The 21,294-nt window shown below is 40.8% G+C and carries 10 protein-coding genes; all 10 read left to right on the forward strand.

Annotated elements, in window-relative coordinates; genetic code table 11:
* Nucleotides 1-60: 60 nt before the first annotated feature.
* The 10 genes from RDN93_RS11275 to RDN93_RS11320 all read left to right on the forward strand — a co-directional run bounded on the left by RDN93_RS11275 (nucleotide 61) and on the right by RDN93_RS11320 (nucleotide 21,212).
* Nucleotides 61-3,462 carry a two-component regulator propeller domain-containing protein gene (locus tag RDN93_RS11275; RefSeq protein WP_308745623.1) on the forward strand — a complete coding sequence of 1,134 codons (3,402 nt, stop codon included), beginning with the start codon at nucleotides 61-63 and terminating at the stop codon, nucleotides 3,460-3,462.
* A 45-nt stretch (nucleotides 3,463-3,507) separates the two neighbouring features.
* Complete coding sequence (locus RDN93_RS11280) at nucleotides 3,508-6,747, forward strand: TonB-dependent receptor (RefSeq protein ID WP_308745624.1); 3,240 nt, start codon at nucleotides 3,508-3,510, stop codon at nucleotides 6,745-6,747.
* 11 nt (nucleotides 6,748-6,758) lie between these two features.
* Nucleotides 6,759-8,594, forward strand: coding sequence for a RagB/SusD family nutrient uptake outer membrane protein (locus RDN93_RS11285; protein WP_308745625.1), 1,836 nt, complete (start codon nucleotides 6,759-6,761; stop codon nucleotides 8,592-8,594).
* Between the two features lie 12 nt (nucleotides 8,595-8,606).
* The gene (locus RDN93_RS11290; RefSeq protein ID WP_308745626.1) at nucleotides 8,607-10,322 is read left to right on the forward strand and encodes a hypothetical protein; all 1,716 of its coding nucleotides are present in this window, start codon (nucleotides 8,607-8,609) and stop codon (nucleotides 10,320-10,322) included.
* A gap of 46 nt (nucleotides 10,323-10,368) precedes the next feature.
* Nucleotides 10,369-13,395, forward strand: coding sequence for a glycoside hydrolase family 2 TIM barrel-domain containing protein (locus RDN93_RS11295; protein WP_308745627.1), 3,027 nt, complete (start codon nucleotides 10,369-10,371; stop codon nucleotides 13,393-13,395).
* Between the two features lie 23 nt (nucleotides 13,396-13,418).
* A complete protein-coding gene (locus tag RDN93_RS11300) occupies nucleotides 13,419-15,023 on the forward strand; it encodes a glycosyl hydrolase family 28 protein (protein ID WP_308745628.1) in 1,605 nt (534 codons plus the stop codon).
* A 45-nt stretch (nucleotides 15,024-15,068) separates the two neighbouring features.
* The gene (locus RDN93_RS11305; RefSeq protein WP_308745629.1) at nucleotides 15,069-15,833 is read left to right on the forward strand and encodes a rhamnogalacturonan acetylesterase; all 765 of its coding nucleotides are present in this window, start codon (nucleotides 15,069-15,071) and stop codon (nucleotides 15,831-15,833) included.
* A gap of 148 nt (nucleotides 15,834-15,981) precedes the next feature.
* The gene (locus tag RDN93_RS11310) at nucleotides 15,982-17,913 is read left to right on the forward strand and encodes a hypothetical protein (protein ID WP_308745630.1); all 1,932 of its coding nucleotides are present in this window, start codon (nucleotides 15,982-15,984) and stop codon (nucleotides 17,911-17,913) included.
* Nucleotides 17,914-17,918: 5 nt separating this feature from the next.
* Entirely contained in the window at nucleotides 17,919-19,139 is a 1,221-nt protein-coding gene (locus tag RDN93_RS11315) for a glycoside hydrolase family 88 protein (protein WP_308745631.1), read from the forward strand.
* Nucleotides 19,140-19,154: 15 nt separating this feature from the next.
* Complete coding sequence (locus RDN93_RS11320) at nucleotides 19,155-21,212, forward strand: hypothetical protein (RefSeq protein ID WP_308745632.1); 2,058 nt, start codon at nucleotides 19,155-19,157, stop codon at nucleotides 21,210-21,212.
* Nucleotides 21,213-21,294 lie beyond the last annotated feature (82 nt).

The raw sequence follows: 21,294 nt of genomic DNA on the forward strand, positions 1-21,294 counted from the left end.
GAGAAGAAGTTATCTGCGGTCACAGACTTGAATGGGAAAACCGTTTATGAAATAAATGAGTTGGAAACCGGTAGGTATGCGTTGTTTACCGGAGAAGGGTTTTATCTTTTGAAAGTGGTGGATAAACCTTTTAAGGTGAATTTGCAGAGTGTACCCGACCGGGGAGTCGCCGTTTCACAGGTGCGCACCTCTTACTACGATGTTTCAAATAAAGAAATATGGCTGGGGAATTTTACCGGTGAACTTTATGTATATAAGTTTGAAGACCGGAAATTCATACCGGTTTCTCTTGGGGGCAATCATTATGCTGTCCGTTCTATGACGGCAGACGACCATGATAATATTATTGTCGGGACTGACGGTGGAGGAATTATGTTTATAGATAAGAATACACGTCAGGTTGTAGCGACAATGACTGAAAGCGAAGATCAGTCGAATGACTTGATTAGCAAGAACGTCTATGACATTTATTGTGATAAAGATGGGAAGATATGGATTGGAACCTATAACAGAGGCATTTGTGTATATAATCCGCATACGTTTGATGTGACTATGACACTGCATGAAAAAATGAATCCGAACTCATTGGCGCATAGTTATGTCAATGCTTTGCTTGAAGACAAAGATGGAGATATGTGGTATGCTAATAATAAAGGAGTAAGTGTGTTTATTACTTCTGCCTGTAAATGGAAACACTTTTTCACGCAGGACAACAGTATAATGTCTTTGTGTGAAGACCGTAATGGGAATGTCTGGGGGGCAGGTTTTTCGGCCGGTGTATATTCTTTGAATAAGCGTACCGGAAGTATGCGGCATTTTACAGTAGAATCTACTGGGAAAAAGATGGTGACGAATGATATTACTGCTATCTATGCCGACAGGGATAACGATATTTGGATTTCACAGTTCAAGGGAAATCTTTTGCGTTACAATCCCCGGGCGGATTCTTATGTTCAGGTTAATCTGCAATTTGTCAATACGTTTATAGAAAAGGATGCACAGACCTTGTTTGCCGGTACTCGTTCCGGACTTTATCTGATAAACAGAAGCAATAATAAGGTAGAGAAGATATCCGCCGGTTCGCAAGTAGAAGGGAGTTTGGATAACCCTTATATCAATACAATGTATCTTGACCATAACGGAAAGTTGTGGCTGGGGACAGAGGGAGGACTTAGTTGTTATGATATACTGGCTAACCGTATTGTCAATATAAAAGGCTTTGAGAATTATACTATCTGCGGAATTTTGGCAGACCGCTTTTCACAACTGTGGATTAGTACGCATATGGGACTTATCCGGATGAATCCTCAAACGGGGCAGACTTATAAGTTTGGCATAGCAGATGGCTTTTTAAGCGAGGACTTTAATACTGGTGCGTATACCAGGCGGGCAAATGGTAATTTGGTTTTCGGTTCTCCTGTTGGCGCTGTTGAATTTTCTCCGGAGACGGCGATTACAAAAGTGACACAGCCGAAACTTTATTTTGACCAGTTCTCGCTGTTTAATCAGATTGTTTATCCGGGGATAAAAGGGACGCCTTTACAGAACACTATTGATGAGACAGAACAAGTTGTATTGAAGCATGACCAGAACACCTTCTCTGTCTCATTTGTAAATATCAATTTTAGTAATCCTGATAAATGGATGTTTAGCTGGAAACTGGAAGGGTTTGACAGGGAATGGAGTCTTCCTTCCAGTCTGTCTGTTGCATCATATAGTAATCTGGAGCCTGGGAGTTATAATTTACAGGTTCGTGTATTCAATGAAAATGATTCGTCTGTCAGTGAAATGCGTTCTATCGGCATAATTGTGCAGCCACCATTTTGGAGTAGTATTTATGCTTATGTCTTTTATGCATTACTGTCTTTATGGGTTGTTTATATGCTCTATCGTTATTTCACTAATAGGATGGCAGAAAGATCTTCTCGCGAACGTACCCGTTTCTTTATTGATACGGCACATAATATCCGTACACCGATAACTTTAATCAAGGCGCCGTTGAATGAGTTGGAGCAGGAACAAGACCTGACTCCTCAAGGGCGGCATTTCCTTGATTTGGCGTTGAGAAATGTAGAGAAACTGAATTCACTGATAAACCAATTGATTGACTTGCAACGTGCCGAGTCAAATGCCTTGAAACTGACAATTACCCAATGTGAACTGGATAGGTGGTTAAGACGTAAGACGGAGAATTTCAAGCCGTTGGCAGACCAGAAAAATATAGTGTTGTCTTTCGAAGAGACAGGAAGAAGGGTGGAGGCATGGTTTGATACGGCAAAGATGGATACGATATTTGATAATCTGATGTCTAATGCGATAAAATATAGTCCGAATGGGAGTACTATACAGGTCATTTCTCATGCAGATGAAACTTCATGGGGCTTCATTGTTGCCGATAATGGGATAGGAATACCGGTAAAGGCACAGAAACACCTTTTCAAACGATATTACCGGGCTGATAATGCGGTTAATACTTCAGAAACAGGAAGTGGTTTGGGATTGCTCATAACTCGTAGTCTGGTTTCTTTGATGCAAGGTAAAATCAGCCTTAAAAGTGAAGAGGGGAAGGGAAGTGCCTTTACTCTAAGGTTTAAAAATGGCAACGGGCATTTTCTTCCGGAAGATATGGTAGATGAGAAAGTAAATGATTCGGATGGTATTGATTCGGATAATGAGGAAATAGCAACGGATGTATTACCGGTATTGCTATTAGTGGAAGATAATGTTGAAATGTGTGAATATTTGTCGGCTAGTCTTTCTTCTCAATACCATATTCTTGTTGCGCACAACGGTGTAGAAGCTATGGAATTGTTGGGGGAACATTCTCCTCAAATTGTCCTTTCGGATATAATGATGCCATTGATGCGTGGAGACGAATTATGCAAGCGGATGAAATCAGATATGTCTTATTGCCACATTCCTGTTATTCTTATCACAGCGTTGGATGAGAAGTCAAATATTATAGCGGGATATGAAGCCGGTGCTGAGGACTATATCCTGAAACCGTTTGATATTGGCATATTGAAAGTGAAGATTGAAAGCATATTGAAGAATAGATTCCACTTGCAGGAAGCCTTTGCTGCTAGTACGGGCGAAGAGGAGATGGTGAAATATGCCAATAATATGGATAATGAATTTATGCAGAAGTCGGAACAGATTATTGAACGGTATTTGTCGGATGCTATGTTTTCGATTAATGTGTTCTGTTCTGAATTAGGCATGAGCCGTACATCTGTTTACAATAAATTGAAAGCGTTGACCGGACTTTCACCGAATGATTTTATTAAGATTATCCGGTTGAAAAAGGCGGCTGCATTATTGAGGGAACAGCGTTATTACGTTAGTGAGGTGGCTTATCTTACAGGCTTCCCTGACGTGAAATATTTTAGCGTAGCATTCAAGAAGCAGTTTGGAGTAACTCCCAAAAAATACAGCAGCGTGTATGTGAAAGATGAAAATTAACCTATAATAAATTAATATGTAATGAAAACAAGGCAAGAAAAAAAGATGTTCAGACACTATCTGATTCTGGTCGCTGTATTATGTCTGCCGATGGTGGCTTTTGCTCAGCGGGATATTACCGGAAGTGTTATTGATTCGTATGGTGAGCCGGTTGTAGGTGCCACTGTTACTGTGAAAGGTACGGCTAGTGGAACACTGACTACGGCAAATGGTACTTTCAGTCTGAAAGTACCTAAGGGAGGAGAGACATTAGTATTTTCTTTTCTCGGAATGGAGACTGTGGAGATTCCTTTTAATCGTAAGAATCTTGTTTATAAAGTTGTGATGAAAGAAGCCGCTATTGATATGGATGAGGTGGTGGTAATCGGATATGGAACCGTGGCAAGAAAGGATTTGACCGGTTCGGTCGCTACCTTATCCGGAAAATCTATTGCGAATATTCCAATGTCGAATACGGTTTCCGCCCTTACCGGACGTATGGCCGGAGTTAATATCACAACGACCGATGGTGCACCCGATGCGGAAGTTCAGATTAGAGTCCGCGGTGGAGGTTCTATTACACAGGATAACAGCCCGCTGTATATTGTTGACGGATTTCCGATGGACAGGATTTCTGATATCTCTCCCAATGATATAGAAACGATAGATATTTTGAAAGATGCTGCTTCTACCGCTATTTATGGAGCCAGGGGGGCGAACGGAGTGGTTATCATTACGACAAAATCCGCCCAGGCTGGTAAAACGGCTATCAGCTATAATGGCTATGCTCAGTATAAGAAGGTGGCGAAGAAATATGACGTGTTGGGTTCGTATGAATTTGTCAAACTGCAACATGAACTGTTAAGTCTTAAATATGGGGATGATATTAGTAACTTCCTGAATATTTATGGTGATGTGGATGACTTTGATATTTATAAGAATATTGCGGCAAGAGATACGCAGGATGAAATGTATGGACGGGATGCTTGGGGGCAGTCTCATAATATAAGTATTAGCGGCGGTTCGGATAAGACAAAATTTGCTGCCAGTTTTACTTATCTGAATGAAGATGCTATTTTGCTGAATTCTTCTTTTGAACGGTTTAATGCTAACTTTAAACTGAATCATCAGATTAGCCGTGCACTGAAGTTTGACCTCTCTGCTTATTATAGCAATGCTATTACGATGGGAGCCGGTACATCCGCAACTTCTTCCACACAAATAAAAAATGCGGTTAGTTTCCGTCCGGTCACAGGACGTGACACTCGGGGCGATATCAATATTGAAGAAGCGGCAGATGATGACATTGAAGCACTGAGTGAACTTTACGATCCGATTCTCCTTATTAATCAGGATTATAAGAAGCAGAAAAGGGAGGAACTGAATGTGAATACGGCTGTTTCCTGGAATATCAATAAAATGTTTACCTGGAAAAGCGAGTTTGGAATCCAAACAAGTGACCGGAAAACCGAACGTTACTATGGGCCGATTACGTATAACGGGCGAAAGAATGCCGGGAAGCCGGTTGCGGAAATTCAAAGCCAGGAAAGACCCCGTTGGCGTACGGCACATACCTTGAGTTTTAAGTTACGTAATCTGAAGAATATACATACATTAAGTGCGGTAGCCGGATTCGAGGCCATGTCCGAACAGAATCGTTCGATTATAAGCTCTTCCCGAATGTTTCCCGAAGACTTTACACCACAAATGGCATTTGACAGAATGCAGTCTGGATCTACAGAGTATACAATAACCAATAATGGGGCGGATACCCGTCTGGCATCTTTCTTCGGACGGGCAAACTATACGTTGCGGGATAAGTATCTGTTTACTGCGACTGTGAGGGCTGACGGCTCTACGAAGTTTGCACCGGGTAATCAGTGGGGAATATTTCCTTCGGCAGCTTTTGCCTGGCGCATTTCAAGTGAACCGTTCTTGAAAAATGTGAGCCGGATTGATGATATCAAGATACGTCTCAGTTATGGTGAGGCAGGAAACAACCGTATTGATAATGATATGTGGCGACGCACATATGTGGGGGCTATCACTTCTCCGGTTGCGGGGATTGGTAATGTCCCGAATCTGTATTACGAAAATACGTCTTCAACATTGATTAATCCCAGCTTGAAATGGGAGACTACCATTACAAGAAACTTTGGTATTGATTATTCGTTCTTCGACAACCGGTTGTCCGGTACTATTGACGTCTATTGGAATACGACGAAAGACTTGCTGCTCAAATCTGTGGTGCCTGCTTCTTCGGGATATAATGACCAACTGAAGAATATTGGCCAGACTTCTAACCGGGGATTTGAGTTTTCTATCACGGGGCAGTTAATTCGTAGGAGGGACTTTTCTTTAACGGCAACATTGAATTTCTCTCTAAATAGAAATAAGGTGGATAAATTGGCGGGCGTCAATGAAACCTTCTATCGTAGCAACTGGGCGGAAGGTCTCCGTGAAAGTGATGATTTTATATTGCGTGTGGGACAACCTACGGGGCTGATTTACGGTTATGTAACCGATGGTTTTTATCAGATAGATGATTATAGGCAAGGAGACGATGGCAAGTGGTATTTGAAAGAAGGTATTGCCAATTCACAAAGTATCACTCAGGCATATAATACGATTAATCAGGGAGCAGGTGTTCCCTCTCCGGGGTCTCTTAAATTGAAAAAGACTACTCCGGTAGACCCGAATAATCCGGATACCTATATGATTACTCCGAATGACCGTCAGGTGATTGGTAATACGAATCCCAAACATACCGGTGGATTAAACCTCTCGGCTGTGTATAAGAATCTGGATGTTTCGCTGTTCTTTAACTGGGTGTATGGTAATGATGTCTATAACGCAAATAAAATACAATTCACTACTCAATGGAAGAAAGACTATTATAATATGCTGTCTGATATGAGCAGTGCGAATCGTTTCAGATATATGGATGATGCGGGCAATAAAATAACTGATATGGAACAGCTTCGTGCGCTTAATGCTCATGCGAAAATCTGGAGTCCGGCCATGAAAATACCGGTTCTGCATTCATGGGCTATCGAAGATGGCTCTTTCCTTCGCCTGAATAATGTTACTGTAGGTTATACTTTGCCGGCTCAATGGACAAAAGCTGCGTTAATCAGCAGATGCCGCATTTATTGTACGGTAAACAATGTCTTTGTGTGGACTAAGTATTCCGGCTTTGATCCGGAAGTAAGTACTCGTTTGGATACTCCGCTGACTCCCGGAGTTGATTTCTCTTCTTATCCCAAGGCCAGAACATTTACCCTTGGAGCTAATATTACATTTTAAATCCTGAAGGCATGAAAACGATTAGAAAATATAGCATTTTACTGTTTGTAGGAATATTGGGAATTACTACTTTCTCATGCAGTGATTTTTTGGATACGAGATCCGGTTCACAATTGACAGAACAGGATATATATCAGAATGAAGGGGATATTTATCGGGCTATTCTGAATATTTATGCTCAAATCTCTGAGGAGAAGTTATATGGACGTACTATTCCTTTGGTATTTGCTTTTAATACAGATATAGAGTTTGGTACTTGTAACGCGACGACCGATAATACGCGACGCGGAATTTGGGACTATTCTACCACGGATAATAATGAAGAATTAGTAAGCTGGGATTATATTTATAAGGCTATCAATACGGCGAATGAATGTATTGCCGGAATAGAGAATGGACCGCTTTTAGAACAGAATCCGGCTGATGTCCCGTCAACTTTGCGACAACTTTATGGAGAAGCAAAAGGGCTCCGTGCCATGCTTTATCTTGATTTGGTACGTGCCTGGGGGGATGTCCCTTTCAAACTGACACCAACTATGCCGGATGATAATTTTTATCAGAAAGTGACACCACGTACCGAAATACTTGAAACGTTGATCAATGATTTGATTATGGTAGAACCTTCCATGCTGTATGCTTCTGAAATATCTCAAAGTGTGGAGCGGATGAACCGTGGTGCTGTGCAAGGGCTGATTGCCCGTATGGCATTGACGCTGGGAGGGTATACATTGATGCCGGACTATACTAATCCGGCTTCTCCGGGAGAAATCAGGCGGATGAAAGAGGATAATTATCTGGATTATTACGAGATAGCGAATACATATTGCCGTAAACTCCGTGATTCCGGAAAACATACTTTGGCTAATACTGACTTTCTGCAAGTATTTAAGAACCAATGTGAGGAAGTATATCCATCAAACGAAGATATGTTATTTGAAATTCCTTATGCGACAACTTATAGCGGTAGTGTAGGGGTGATTATCGGTCATAAGATAGAAGGCAGCTCTCATATCGCTTATGGAAAATCGGATGGTTGGTATTATGCTACTTTACCTTATCACGCTTCGTTTGACTATAAGGATACACGGCGGGATGTGACTTGTGCTCCATACAAATGGGCATGGAATGATGAAAAGGGATATATAGAACAGGTTTTTACCGAGTGGAGGTCGATTTATATTGGCAAATGGTCTAAGATGTGGATGAAAACTCCTCAAGGACCGAATGTGCAGTATAGTTCGGGAATCAATTGGCCTGTAATACGGTATGCCGATGTACTCTTGATGTTGGCTGAAACGGAAAATGAATTACATGACGGACCGACGGACGATGCGCGTGATGCACTGAAAGAGGTACGTCGCCGGGCATTTAAGGCAGAAGACCATGCACGGAAAGTAGATGCTTATGTGGATGCTTTGGATGACCATGATGCTTTCTTTGATGCCTTGGTTGATGAACGTGCTTGGGAATTTGGTGGTGAGAGTATCCGGAAATATGATTTGATCCGATGGAATCTTCTTCAGAAGAAGATACAGGATATGAAAGCAAAATTAGTAGAAATGAAAGGTAATGGTGATTATCCCCAATCGGTTTATGTAAAGACTAATAACGATGGTACTCTGGAGATACTGAATTTCGACAATTCTCTAGCGAGTGCTCCTTCCGGGTATACCAAGAAAGCATGGGCAAGTGCTACCGCTGATAATAACGGAGTGCCGAACACAACTTTTGTGAAGAGCTATAAGGATGAATATATTAATGCTACTCCAATGGTGTATATTCTTCCGTTGCATAAGGATGTGATAACGGACAGCCGGGGAGTTTTGAAGAATTATTACGGACATTAATGATGAAGTAAGATGAAGAAGAACTATTTTATATATTTGGTATTGGTAGCAACCTGTTTGATTGTATTTCCGTTTATTATGGCAGGCTGTGATGAAGATGAGCTGGCTACTCCTCGTCTTTTTAAACCGAAAAGCTTGAAGGCTGAGGCTTATTATGATGGTCTTATTGCTACTTGGGTAGGGACGGAAGGCGCTCAAGGATACAGACTGGAAATAGCTTCCGATGAGAACTTCACGACAATTGACAAGGTGATTGATACTGACGGAAAGACCCGGACGGCAACACTGACTAATTTAGCGGAGAATCATCTTTATTATCTTAGATTATGCGGTATCATGGAAGATGAATCTTTGAATTCCAAATATATCTATGCAGAAGTGACTACTGGCATTGCTTATTCCATTTTCTTGCCCGTAGAAGAAGAAAATCTGTCTTTTAGGACTGCTAAATTGGAATGGCGGGAATTTGTAGAGGCTGATAAAATAAAGATTGAGCATACTTCCGGCATTTCCCCAGAAAGGGAACAGATGTTAACCGAGGATGACCTTGTTTCTCAAAGTGTGTTGATTACCGGATTGAGTGAAGGGCAGAGTTATAAGGTGACTTTGTATGGCGGAGAAGAATCTTTCGGAGTGATGCGTTTTACCATGCCTGTCAAACCGGAGGGGACAATCACGATAGACGCTTCAAATGCCGCTTCGTTGCAGACACTTATAGATGATGCGTCGGCTGGTACAACAATCATGTTTACCGGTGAAGCGGTGTATGATTATAGTCAGGAGCATATTTATATCAGAAAGAATATTGTCTTAACGGGTGAACCGGGGGTAACACGCCCCGTACTTTATACAAAAGGTATCTTGTTGTCAGGTGATACTCCTTCTACTTCCATTGAGGAGGTTACTTTACAGCGTATTGAATTTTCAGGAATGGCATGGGACGGACAGAATGAGAACATAACAGATGAGCCTGCTGCCCAACTGATAGGTGTTGATTTGAAGAATATATCAGAACTTCTTGTAACTAACCTAAGGGTGAAAGACTGTGTGGTGAGGAACTTTGCAAATTCATTTATTGAATTGATTTCCGGTGTTACTTCTTCTTCCTGGAAGGTTAGAATTCAGGCACTTGAGGTTGATAATATACAAGCTTATGATTTGGGACGTAATAAGACAGGGTATGCGTCCTTTATAAGCATTACCAGTAAAAAGGACTGCAATGCCTTCTGTCAGAAGTACATGATTCGTAACAGTACATTCCATCATTTGATGAGAGGACTTATTGAGGCGCGTGTCTTTGATACAATTGATGGTTATAATAATCCGACAGTAACAATAGAGAATTGTACATTTGATGAAATCGGGAATAATCAGCCGATGATGGAAGGAAGTTGGTTGGGTACTAATAATGATATGACAAAGCCTTTCCTGGATTTTAAGGTGTCTGGCGTAACGGCATCTATTAAGCCGGAAATAGCCGGATGTTTATTCGGAGAAATGTATGCACAGAAAATAGCGAATAAATTTGTTCAGGGAGTGACTTTGGTCGTTGATAATTCATATATGCTTACTGTTTCTAAAGGTAAGTTTTCGGGGGATTCCACAGTTAAAGCCTTGTTGGATCTTGGAGGAACTGCTGATAGTATTTTCCCCGACAGGGATGGGTATAATTATAGAATCTCACCGGATGCGGGGATCGGTAATATCGGTGATCCGAGATGGTATTAATCATTTTTGAAATAACCTAATTAAATATATGTATAAGCAAAATTCAATGAAACAGTATATTGTCCAACTTCTTTTGTTGATATTTCCGGTATTAAGTATGGCTCAGAATTTGGACGTGCCTAAGCAATCAGTCTATCAGGTGCGGGATAAGATGGAGATTCAGACTTTGAACGGAAAATGGAAGTTCAAATATGTTGCGAATAAGAATATCCCGTCATCTTTGTCGGGCTTTGTGGAAACGAACTTCGATGATTCGTCGTGGGACTATATAGCTGTTCCGTCCAATTGGGAGACTGAGGGTTTTAAAACTCCGCAATATGGTGCGGATATTGTTGAGTCGTGGGGACTGTACCGGACTACATTCAAAGCAAATCCGGTGTGGAAAAACAGACATGTAATTCTTCGTTTTGATGGTGTACAATTCGGTTATGAAGTGTTTGTAAATGGGCATTACGCCGGAAGATGGGGAAGCTCTTTCAATCCGTGTCAGTTTGATATAACATCATTTTTGCATTTTGATCGTCCGAATGTACTTGCTGTAAAAGTGAGTACCCGATCTAAGGGCTGGCGGTTTGACCTAAACGACTGTTGGGCGCTTGCCGGAATCTTTAGGGATGTCGAATTATTTTCAGTTCCGAATCTGCATCTGAAAGATGTCACGTTTGTGAGCAAACTGGAGGATAATGAACAGGCTTCTCTTACTTTCAAGATTGATGTGGCTACTTTTAAGACATTGGACAATAGTGAGCAGTATCGTGCACAAGTGTTGTTTTATGATAAGACTGGGAGACATTTATTTTCTTCTTCACAATCAATAGAGTTGAAAGGGGATAGTCAGTTGTTGCAGTTTGATTGGAATTTGCCGAATCCTCACTTGTGGACTGCGGAAACACCTTATCTTTATAGGATGGAGGTGCGGATTGTGAACAGTAAGAATGAGGTTATTCAACAAATAAGTGAGAATGTAGGTGTACGGGAAGTTATGGTGAAAGATGGTATCCTGTTAGTAAATAACACCCCGGTGCTTCTGCGTGGTACTTGTCATAATGAAATAGATCCGTTTCACGGGCGGGCATTGACCACCACCGATCGGTTGAACCAGTTGAAAATGATGAAGGCAGCTAATGTGAACTTTATCCGTACTGCACATTATCCGTTCCATCCTGATTTTCATAAGATGTGTGATGAAATGGGATTTTATGTCTGTTGCGAGGTGCCATTCGGCTATGGTGATTCTAACTTGTATAAAGAGGAATTTACAACAGAACTCTGCACAAGGGCAGAAGCTACATTGACTAGGGACAAGAATCATCCTTCTATTATCATGTGGACAATCGGGAATGAGAATCCCTATACGGATGTAGTGGAGAAAGTTGTGCAATATGTTAAACAGAAGGATCCGACGCGTCCGCGTGCTCTTCCGATGACAGGAAATTATTTTCTGGAGAACCGGGAACGTCTGAGTGATAATCTTGATATTTATGCGTTTCATTATCAGTCTGCTCAGACTGTGGCGAAGATTGCTGATTTAAAACAAAAACCGGTGATTACAACCGAATATAGCCATGCTTTAGGACTTGCTTTTGATGCTTTGGAAAGTCAGTTTGATACAATTCTGAGTAGGAAAAATATAGCCGGAGGCTCAGTATGGTGTTGGAGCGACCAGGCGTTATTGAGGAATCGGACGAAAGAGGATTTTATGCGTGATTCAGTACCTATGGGTATATGGCTTGATTCTCTTCGATATCTTGATAGCTATAATGATAAAGGCACGGATGGAATTGTCTATGCTGATGGGTATCCTCAGGAAGACTATTGGCAATTGCGTAAGGTTTATTCTCCGATAGTAGTATTGGATAAAGAGATCGGCATCCGTAAAGGGAAGCAGAATATTAAGTTGACAGTTGAAAACAGGTTTGATTTTATTTCTCTTGCTGGTTATCGTTGTAACTGGCAGATACGGAATCTATCAAGAGAACTGGGTAATGGTTCTGTCGAACTGTCTGCTCCGGCCAGACAACAGGAGACTATTTCCTTGCAGTGTATATTTCCTGCTGATATTGAAAATAATGATTGCATGCTTTATCTGGCAGTGACGGATAATACGGGAGCACCTGTGTACGAGAAGTCGATACCTCTTTGGGTTGATAATCAGAGGCCTGACTACCCGAATTTATTGAATCGTATTCCTGAGCAGAAGCGTTTTAAGGTAAAGAAATCATCAGTAGCACTTTCTGTCCAGGGAGAGGATTACCAGTTTGTAGTTGATAAAAATGGAAAGGTCACTATTTGGGATGTTAATAAGAGGAAAGTGATGGATACTTATCTGTATCTGAGAGTAGGACGTAAACAGAGCATTAATATAGTGAACTTTCTAATGCGTAAAAAGGCATTTGGTTGGGAACCGTATCTTCTGACACCAGAGGTGAAAGAGTTCGTATGCGTGGAAGAGAAAGGAAAAGTGTCTGCCAAATTACGTTGCCAATGGTCCAGAACTGACAAGACAGGTGAATATATAGAAGGGGATGTGACACTTTCTGTAACTAAGAATGGAGTGATGACGGTCAATTATGATCTTGTTCCATACCATGCAACAGGAATCTTATGGGAGTGTGGCCCTACATTCGCTCTTCATCCTTCAATAGGGACATTCCGTTGGTTGGGGAACGGGCCTTATACTTCCACTCCTGGTAAGACCGCTTATAACGAAAGGGATGTTTGGGCTTTACATAAAGATGATATGCATTTTATGGGGAATCGTGGTTTAGTGGATGCGGCAGTATTATTGGATAATGAAAATACGGGGATTGGTTATATAGGTTCCTCTTCGGATTTGGCTGTCGAGAAGATAGGGGAAGCTATTTATATTACAGATAATGCTATTGTTTCTTCTTATGGAACGAAGCTTTCGCAGCCTGTTGTAAACAATAAAGCTGATAAAGTGAAAAACATAAAAGGAAAATTTAGTTTGATGCTGGTAGGTAAAGAGGGGAATATGCTATTGACTCCACTGTTCTCTCCTTATTCGGAAGTCTTGCCTAATATGCATTTTTTGAAAAGTTATGGACATTAAGAAACCTTGGTAATTTTGACTATATGAAGATAATAAAAATATTGATAGCAGGATGTTTCTCATGCGTGGCTTCTTTATCAATGGGCGCTGTGGATGTTTTGTCCTTTGGGGCGAAAGGCGATGGAAAAACATTGGATACCGCTGCTATTCAAAAGGCTATTGATAAAGCGGCTGAACGGGGTGGAGAGGTTCGTTTCTCTACCGGAACCTATCTGACGGGAACATTAGTCTTGAAGGATAATGTTACATTGTACCTTGAACGGGGGGCTGTCTTGCTGGCCAGTACCCGTTTGGAAGACTATCCGCCCACACCTTCCCGTTATATTTCCCATATTAATAGATATACGCATTCCAGTCTTATTTATGCGGAAGGAGTGAAGAATATATCAATAATCGGTGAGGGAATTATTGACGGGCAAGGGACTCATCCTAATTTTAAAGCGGATGAAAAGGATGAACTTAAATCGATACTCAGGCGTCCTTATATTATTCGCGTCATCAGTTGTGACCGGGTAAATATAAATGGGGTTACTTTACGGAACTCACCCGCCTGGATGCAGCATTACCTGGATTGTAGCAATCTTTTAGTGGATGGCATTACTGTATTTAATCATGGAAATTATAATAATGACGGTATCGATATCGATAATTGTAAGAACGTCCGTATAGTTAATAGCTGTTTTGATACGGATGATGATGCAATCTGCTTTAAAACAACGAATGCTACCGGTAAATGTGAAAATGTAGTGGTGGCGAATTGTGTGATTGCTTCTAATTGCAATGCCTTGAAATGGGGGACAGAAACGAATGGGGCGTTTTTAAACTTTACGGTTAATAACTGTTCTTTGTGGCGGTCGGACTATTCTACCATTTATCCTCGGAATGAACGAACTTTGGGAGCCATTGCTTTAGAAACGGTTGATGGAGCTTTGGTTGATGGAATACATATAGATAATATTGTTTCTAATGGGTTCATGACTCCTATTTTCATTCGTTTGGCGGATCGGGGACGTAATTATTATGACGGCGGTCCTTCCCAGCCAGCCGGAATACTGCGGAATGTGAGTATTTCAAATATGACTGCAAGGATGCATGGTCTTGTGACCAGTTCTATTTCAGGCTTGGCAGACCATCCGGTACAGAATGTGAGTTTGGAGAATATTCACATTATTTGTGAAGGTGGGGGCTCCGAAGAAGATGCTTTTCGCCGGAATATCGGTGACCGTAATAAAGAGTATCCTGAAACATTGATTTTTGCTGATGTGCCGGCTTATGGACTTTTTGTCCGTAATGTGGAAGGACTTAGGATGCAGAATATGTTTTTGGAAGTTCAGAATAAAGATCCTCGAAGTGCCCTTTACTGTGAAAATGTAGCTAATATGAGCTTGCATTGTTTTACATTCGGGAATCCGGCTGATGAGGCTCCTCTTATTATTTTGAATCAATGCAGGAATATACAGATTAGCGGTAATCTTCCGATAGGGCATAACGATAACATGCTACAGGTTGAGGGAACGGATAGTAGTCATATCCTGCTTTACAACAATGATTTGTCGGTGTATAAGAAACCGGTGGTGTTTGAGCGGGGAGCAGGAAAAGAGGCTGTAAGGCTTACTGGTAATTTCTAATATGAATAAATAAACAGTTTTTGATAGGATAAAATACTTATTGTTATGAAAGATGTATCATTTAAGTTTTTGTTGCTTTTACAGGTTTTTCTCCTGTTAGGGCATGGTTATTTGTACAGTGGTGAACAGGGCGGAAAGAAAGTCAGAGTTCTTCTTGCCGGTGATTCGACTATGCAGGATGTAAATCATGAGAAGAATACAGATTGGGGATGGGGGCAGGTATTACCTCGTTTTTTTAATGAAAAGGTGGAGATTTTCAATTTCGCTAAAGGTGGGCGCAGTTCCCGGACATTTATAGAAGAAGGGCGTTGGGATAAACTGATGGCTAAAGCAGATAAAGGCTCTTATATTTTTATCCAGTTCGGACATAATGATGCCAGTCAGAAGAAGCCGGATCGATATACGTCTCCCGAGGATTATAGAAAGTATCTGACGAAGTTCGTGAATGAGGCGAAGAATAAAGGAGCTACTCCGGTATTAGTAACTCCTGTCAGCCGTCGTAAATTTAAAAAGGGTGTTTTCAGTGATTCTCATGGAGTATATCCGGATATAGTAAAAGAAGTTGCCCGGACAGAAAATGTCCTTCTGATAGATTTGCAGGCTAAGAGTGCTACTGCTATTGCGGAACAGGGAGATGAAAAATCTAAGAAATGGTTTAATTATGTTCCGGCAGGTACAAATCCGATTGTTCCGGATGGAAAGAGTGATGATACGCATTTCTCTGAGGAGGGAGCCATGAAAATGGCATCGTTAGTACTTGAGGGAATGCGTGAATTGAATTTGAAAGAACTGGTTCAAAATTTGAAGTGATTTTTTGGGACTTGCGATTTTATTTCTAAGTATATCTTTTTAAAGTGATGCTTTCTAAATAAAATAATAGATGATGAAACAGTATATTTTACAAACAGGTTGTACGTTACTTCTTTTATTATGTCTATCGGTAACATTGCAAGCTGGAATGACAGAACTATACCACATTGAACGGGGAGGAGATAGACCGGACTGTGTGGTTGAACCCACATTTGAATCCTGTAGTTATTACGTATCTTGTAGCCGGGATACGGAGTGTAAGGTGAGTTATAAGAAGAGTGGGACATTGGATTGGAATGAGGCCTTTGCGCCTTACTATGATGACAGTTTGCAGGAATGCCGGGGAAGTTTGGTTCGACTTTCGGAAAACACTTCCTATGATATTAAAATTCAATTGTCGGAGAAGGGAGGAAAAACGTATACATTGAATAAAACTTTTACAACTTGGACTTCTACACCTTTGATTAAGAGAACGATACCAATCAGCCAGTTTAAGACGGATACGGATGGAACACTTTCCATTACGGGATTGAAAGGAACGGCTGATGGTTGGATAAAGATAATAGGTGATGTTCCGGTGCGTGGGGGAGATACCAAGGAGGCTGCTCTTAATTTGAATGATTGTCAATATCTGATATTCGAGAATTTATTGGTCAGTGGAGGTTTCCGTCATGGCATCAAAACGAATGAACGCGTGGAAAACGTTCGTTTTATAAATTGTGAGGTGACGCAGTGGGGACGTGAGTCTGTCCGACAGAATAAAGACGGGCATTATTTGGACAGGGATGGCAAGATGATAAATAATGATGGGGGAATTACCGTCTATCGTTCAAAGAATGTTGTAATAGAACGTTGTTATATTCATGATCCTGTCGGTTATACAAATCCGTGGAATGGAGTGATTGAATTGGGAGAATTCAAGGGACGGAAATATACGTTTACACATCCTCAGGGGCCTAATGCAGTGTATGTCATGCAGGCAGGAGGGGGGCTGGTGCTTCGGCACAATGATTTTATCGGTAGCCAGACTCATCGCTATAACGATCCTGTCGAAGGCTGGGAGAACCGGAGTGAGATAGGAGGGATTGCCAAAGATGCGGATGTATATGGTAATGTGATGGCTTTCGGACAGGATGATGCCATTGAACTGGACGGCGGACAATGCAATATTCGTATTTTTGACAACCGCATGGAACAGACTTATTGTGGGATAAGTACGGCTCCGAATCGTAAAGGTCCTTCTTACATTTTTAATAATGTAATCTGGAATCAGGGAAATTCAATGGGATTTGTTGGTAACGCTATTAAAAATGGAGGTGGAGATACATTTACTCAAGGTATGCAATATTTGATTAATAATACCATTATTCATGCTGGTGGTGGAATGGCAGGTGTCGGATATGGGAAAGATGCTAACCGGGAACTGTTTAATGCCTATTTGCGTAATAATATTATTTACTCATTGATAGAGGTTAATAATCCGGTTCGTAAGGGATATAATATCTATGATCCACATCTCAATCCTTTATGCGATTTTGATTATGACTTTTTGGGAAATATGCATGAACCTCGGCAAAAAGGTAAGATTGTTGCGGTGAAAGGCAGTGAAAGACACGCTGTATATGGAGCACCGGAATTTGTCGATATGGATCGGGGGTTGTTAACTCTTAAAAAAGGTGATAAGGGAATTGATAAAGGGAGTAAAGTTTTTAATTTTACAGATGGATATAAAGGTAAGGCACCTGATATGGGAGCGTTTGAGTACGGAAGTCCGGAAAGACTTTTTCCTCGTCGTCCTGTTGATATGACGGCTGATAGATATTTGGTGAGATTATCGGGAAAAAAGACTGAAACGATAACTGTGAAGATCGGTAATATAGAATCATGTAGTTTTTTTGTCCGTATGAGTGAAGATATGAAGCCATGGCTGGATGTATTTCCGTCAGCCGGTAAAATAAACTCCGGTGATGTTGTAACGTTGACCTTGAAAGTTACAGGAGATGTAAGATACAAGAAGAACGGAATGATTTTGTTCCGTTTGGATAATGGCTTTTCTATACCAATAACTATAATGGAATAAGTAAGATGATAATAAAAAATATAATTTGTTCTGTAGCGTTGATCTGTTCGGCTGTCTTGACAGGGTGCTCTACTACTCCGGCTGTAAAAGCTCCATTGGAATATTCTATAGGAATGGCGGATGCTATGATGGTTCGTTATGATTCTATTGTTCATCATATGGATCATCTTGATAAAAGAGCTTCCTGGCAGTATGATTATGCTCTTTTAGCAGAAGCTATAGGAAAACTGGAGAAATATACTGGTAATCCGGTTTATGGAAAATATATGAAGGAGTTCTTTGATTATTATGTGGATAGTATCGGGAATATTCGTTACTATAAGTTGGAGGAATATAATCTGGATAAGATACGTCCGGCAGTTCCTTTGTTCTCACTTTATGAAAAAACAGGCGATTCTTGTTATATAAGAGCTTTACATCAGGAAATAAAACAATTGGAGACGCATCCGCGTACTAAAGAAGGTGGATATTGGCATAAAAAGATATATCCTCATCAAATGTGGTTGGATGGCATCTTCATGGCCTCACCTTTTATGGCAGGATATGCTAAGATGTTTAAAGAACCCCGCTGGTTTGATGAGGCTGTCCGGCAAATTACGTTGATTTACGATAGAACTGTGGATGTTCAGACCGGTTTGCTTTATCATGCTTGGGATGAGAGTAAAACTCAGCGTTGGGCGAACCCGGAGAATGGACAGTCCCGTCATTTTTGGAGCCGGGCTACTGGCTGGTATATGATGGCAATTGCGGATGTGCTCGATTATTTACCGGAGAATCATTCCGGACGCGATTTATTAATCTCTATTTATGGCAAGGTGACTTCTGCTTTATTAAGTGTGCAGGATCCGGATAGTAAACTTTGGTTTCAAATACTTGATTGTGGTGGTAAAGAGGATAATTATCTTGAAGCGTCAGGTTCTTCTATGTTTATATATAGTTTTGCTAAAGGAGCCCGTAAAGGATATTTGGATATTTCTTATTTAGATGTGGCTCATGAGGCTTTTGATAATTTAATAGTCCGCTTGATGAAACCCGATGAAGCGGGTACTTGGGTATTGACTCAAATATGTGGTGGTTGTGGATTGGGTGGGAATCCTTATAGGGAAGGTGACTATCATTACTATGTGACAGAAAAGATTGTAGAGAATGATCCGAAAGGTGTTGCTCCTTTTATTTTGGCTGGGATAGAATTGCATGATGCGGATCTTGTGTTGAAAAATAAGTGATTAAAGATGATTGTTATGAATTGTTTACATCGTACTTTCTTGATTGCTCTAGTGTTGATATGCTGCTGGGTGAGTGTGTCGGCACAAAAGAAAATGCAGTTGGTTCCAACATTTGAGAATTGCAGTTACTACTGTGATTCGGTCTTTGATGTTACGTTTGATAAAGCATGGAATACAGCCGCTACTTTCAGGCTTTTGTATAAGTCTAAAGATGAATTGGAATGGAAAGAAACTTTTTCTCCTTATTATGATATCCGACGTTTTCAGTTGAGGGGTTCCATTATGAATCTGAAAGAGAATACAGAGTATGAGATTCGGTTGGAGAAAATGCGTAGAAACAAATGGGTTACTGTAAAGAAGGATAAGTTTGTTACTTGGAGTAGTTGCCCACCCGTAAAGAAGGTGTTGAAGTTAAGTGAGATGAAGGAATTTAAGGCAAGTACGGGAGTGGTGCTAAAAGGTATAAAGGGGCGTGCAGACGGTTGGGTTAAGATTATAGGAGATGTTCCTATTGAGGTTTCTTCTGCTTACCGCCAGGCATTGGAGATAGATGACTGTAAATATTTGATATTGGAGAAATTTGTAGTGAAAGGTGGGCGGATAGATGCAGTGGCAATACGTGAAAATTGCGAGGATGTCAGGATTGTTGGTGCTGATATCTCTGCTTGGGGCCGTATTGCCGTTGATCAGGTACATTTGGAGGACTCTGTAAATTATCCTGCATCTAAATATAAAAGGGATAATGCCTGTTTCATTGATGATGAGGGGATTGTTATCCGCAATGATGCTGGCATTTATTTAGGGACGGTAGGAAAAGTTCCCGGTCCTAAGAATATTGTAATCGAGCGGTGTTATATTCATGATCCTAATGGGCATTCTAATGCTTGGCATGGAGTTCGTGAGATCGGAAGAGCGAAAGGGATACCTTATCGTTTTTGGCATCCACAGGGGCCGCAGGGAATATATATGAGAAGCAGGGGAGGTTTGGTAATCCGGTATAATGATGTAGTTGGTGCAGACCATTATCGTTTGCATGATTTGCTGGGTGGGTTTAATAACGGAAAAATAGACGGTGGTATGAATATGGATGCCGATGTTTATGGAAACTATTTAGCTTTTTCACAAGATGACGGCTTGGAAATGGATGGTGGACAGTGTAATGTCCGGCTTTATAATAACCGTATTGAGCAGGCGCGGGTTGGAATCAGTACAGCTCCGAATAAGCGGGGGCCTTCCTATTTGGTAAGGAATGTAATCTTTAATTTGGGGGATAGTAACAGGGAGTATAGTTATGGAATTAAAAATGGTGGTGGGACGATGCATTCACATGGTTTACATTACTTTATAAATAATACTTTTCATATTTCCGGAAATTGCATATCAAGCGTAGGGTATGGCAGTGATGTGGATAGGGGAATGTTTCAAGGGTATAGCAGAAATAATATATTCTTTAATCGCAAAGAGGATAATCCAAAAGCCAGGGGATGCGGTATTTATGAATCTCATTCACATTCCAACAATCACTTTGATTATGATTTGTTTTTCGATGCGAACAAGAAAGATAAGAAAGGGGAAGCCCGCTTAAAAAGCGTGGATTGTGAACGGCATGCTGTATATGGAGATCCATTATTTGTCAGTCCGGAGACGGGTGTTTTTACTCTTCTACCGGAAAGTCCTGCCATTGGAAAGGGGCAGATACAAATGAATATTTCGGAAAATGGAGGGAGAACCGTAGATTTGGGTGCATTGTCCTATGGGGGGGCTTCTTTGATTCCACAACGTCCGATAGATGTGCAGGCTGACAAATACCTGTTGACAATGTCATTCCAGGATACAGGGAAAGTTAATATTAAAGTTGGAGATTTACTGGCAGGTTTGAGCTATACGTTGACTAAAAATAAAGATATGGATTGGTTTATTTTTGATACGGCTCAACAGGGTGAGGTGATGTCGGACTCTTCTTTCACTATATCTTTTAAAACAAAAGCCGAAGAAGGAAAAAGTTATCGAGGAGTCTTTTTTGTTCGATTTTCCAATGGCTTATCCATCCCTGTCAGTGTGAATATTTTGTAATATTATGAGTGTTAAAAACGATAAATGGCAGATAAATTACACATACTGTTGCATAATTGTCCGCCATTTATTTATATGTTCA

Origin of the sequence: uncultured Bacteroides sp. (assembly GCF_902491285.1) — a bacterium.
Taxonomy (GTDB): Bacteria; Bacteroidota; Bacteroidia; order Bacteroidales; family Bacteroidaceae; genus Bacteroides.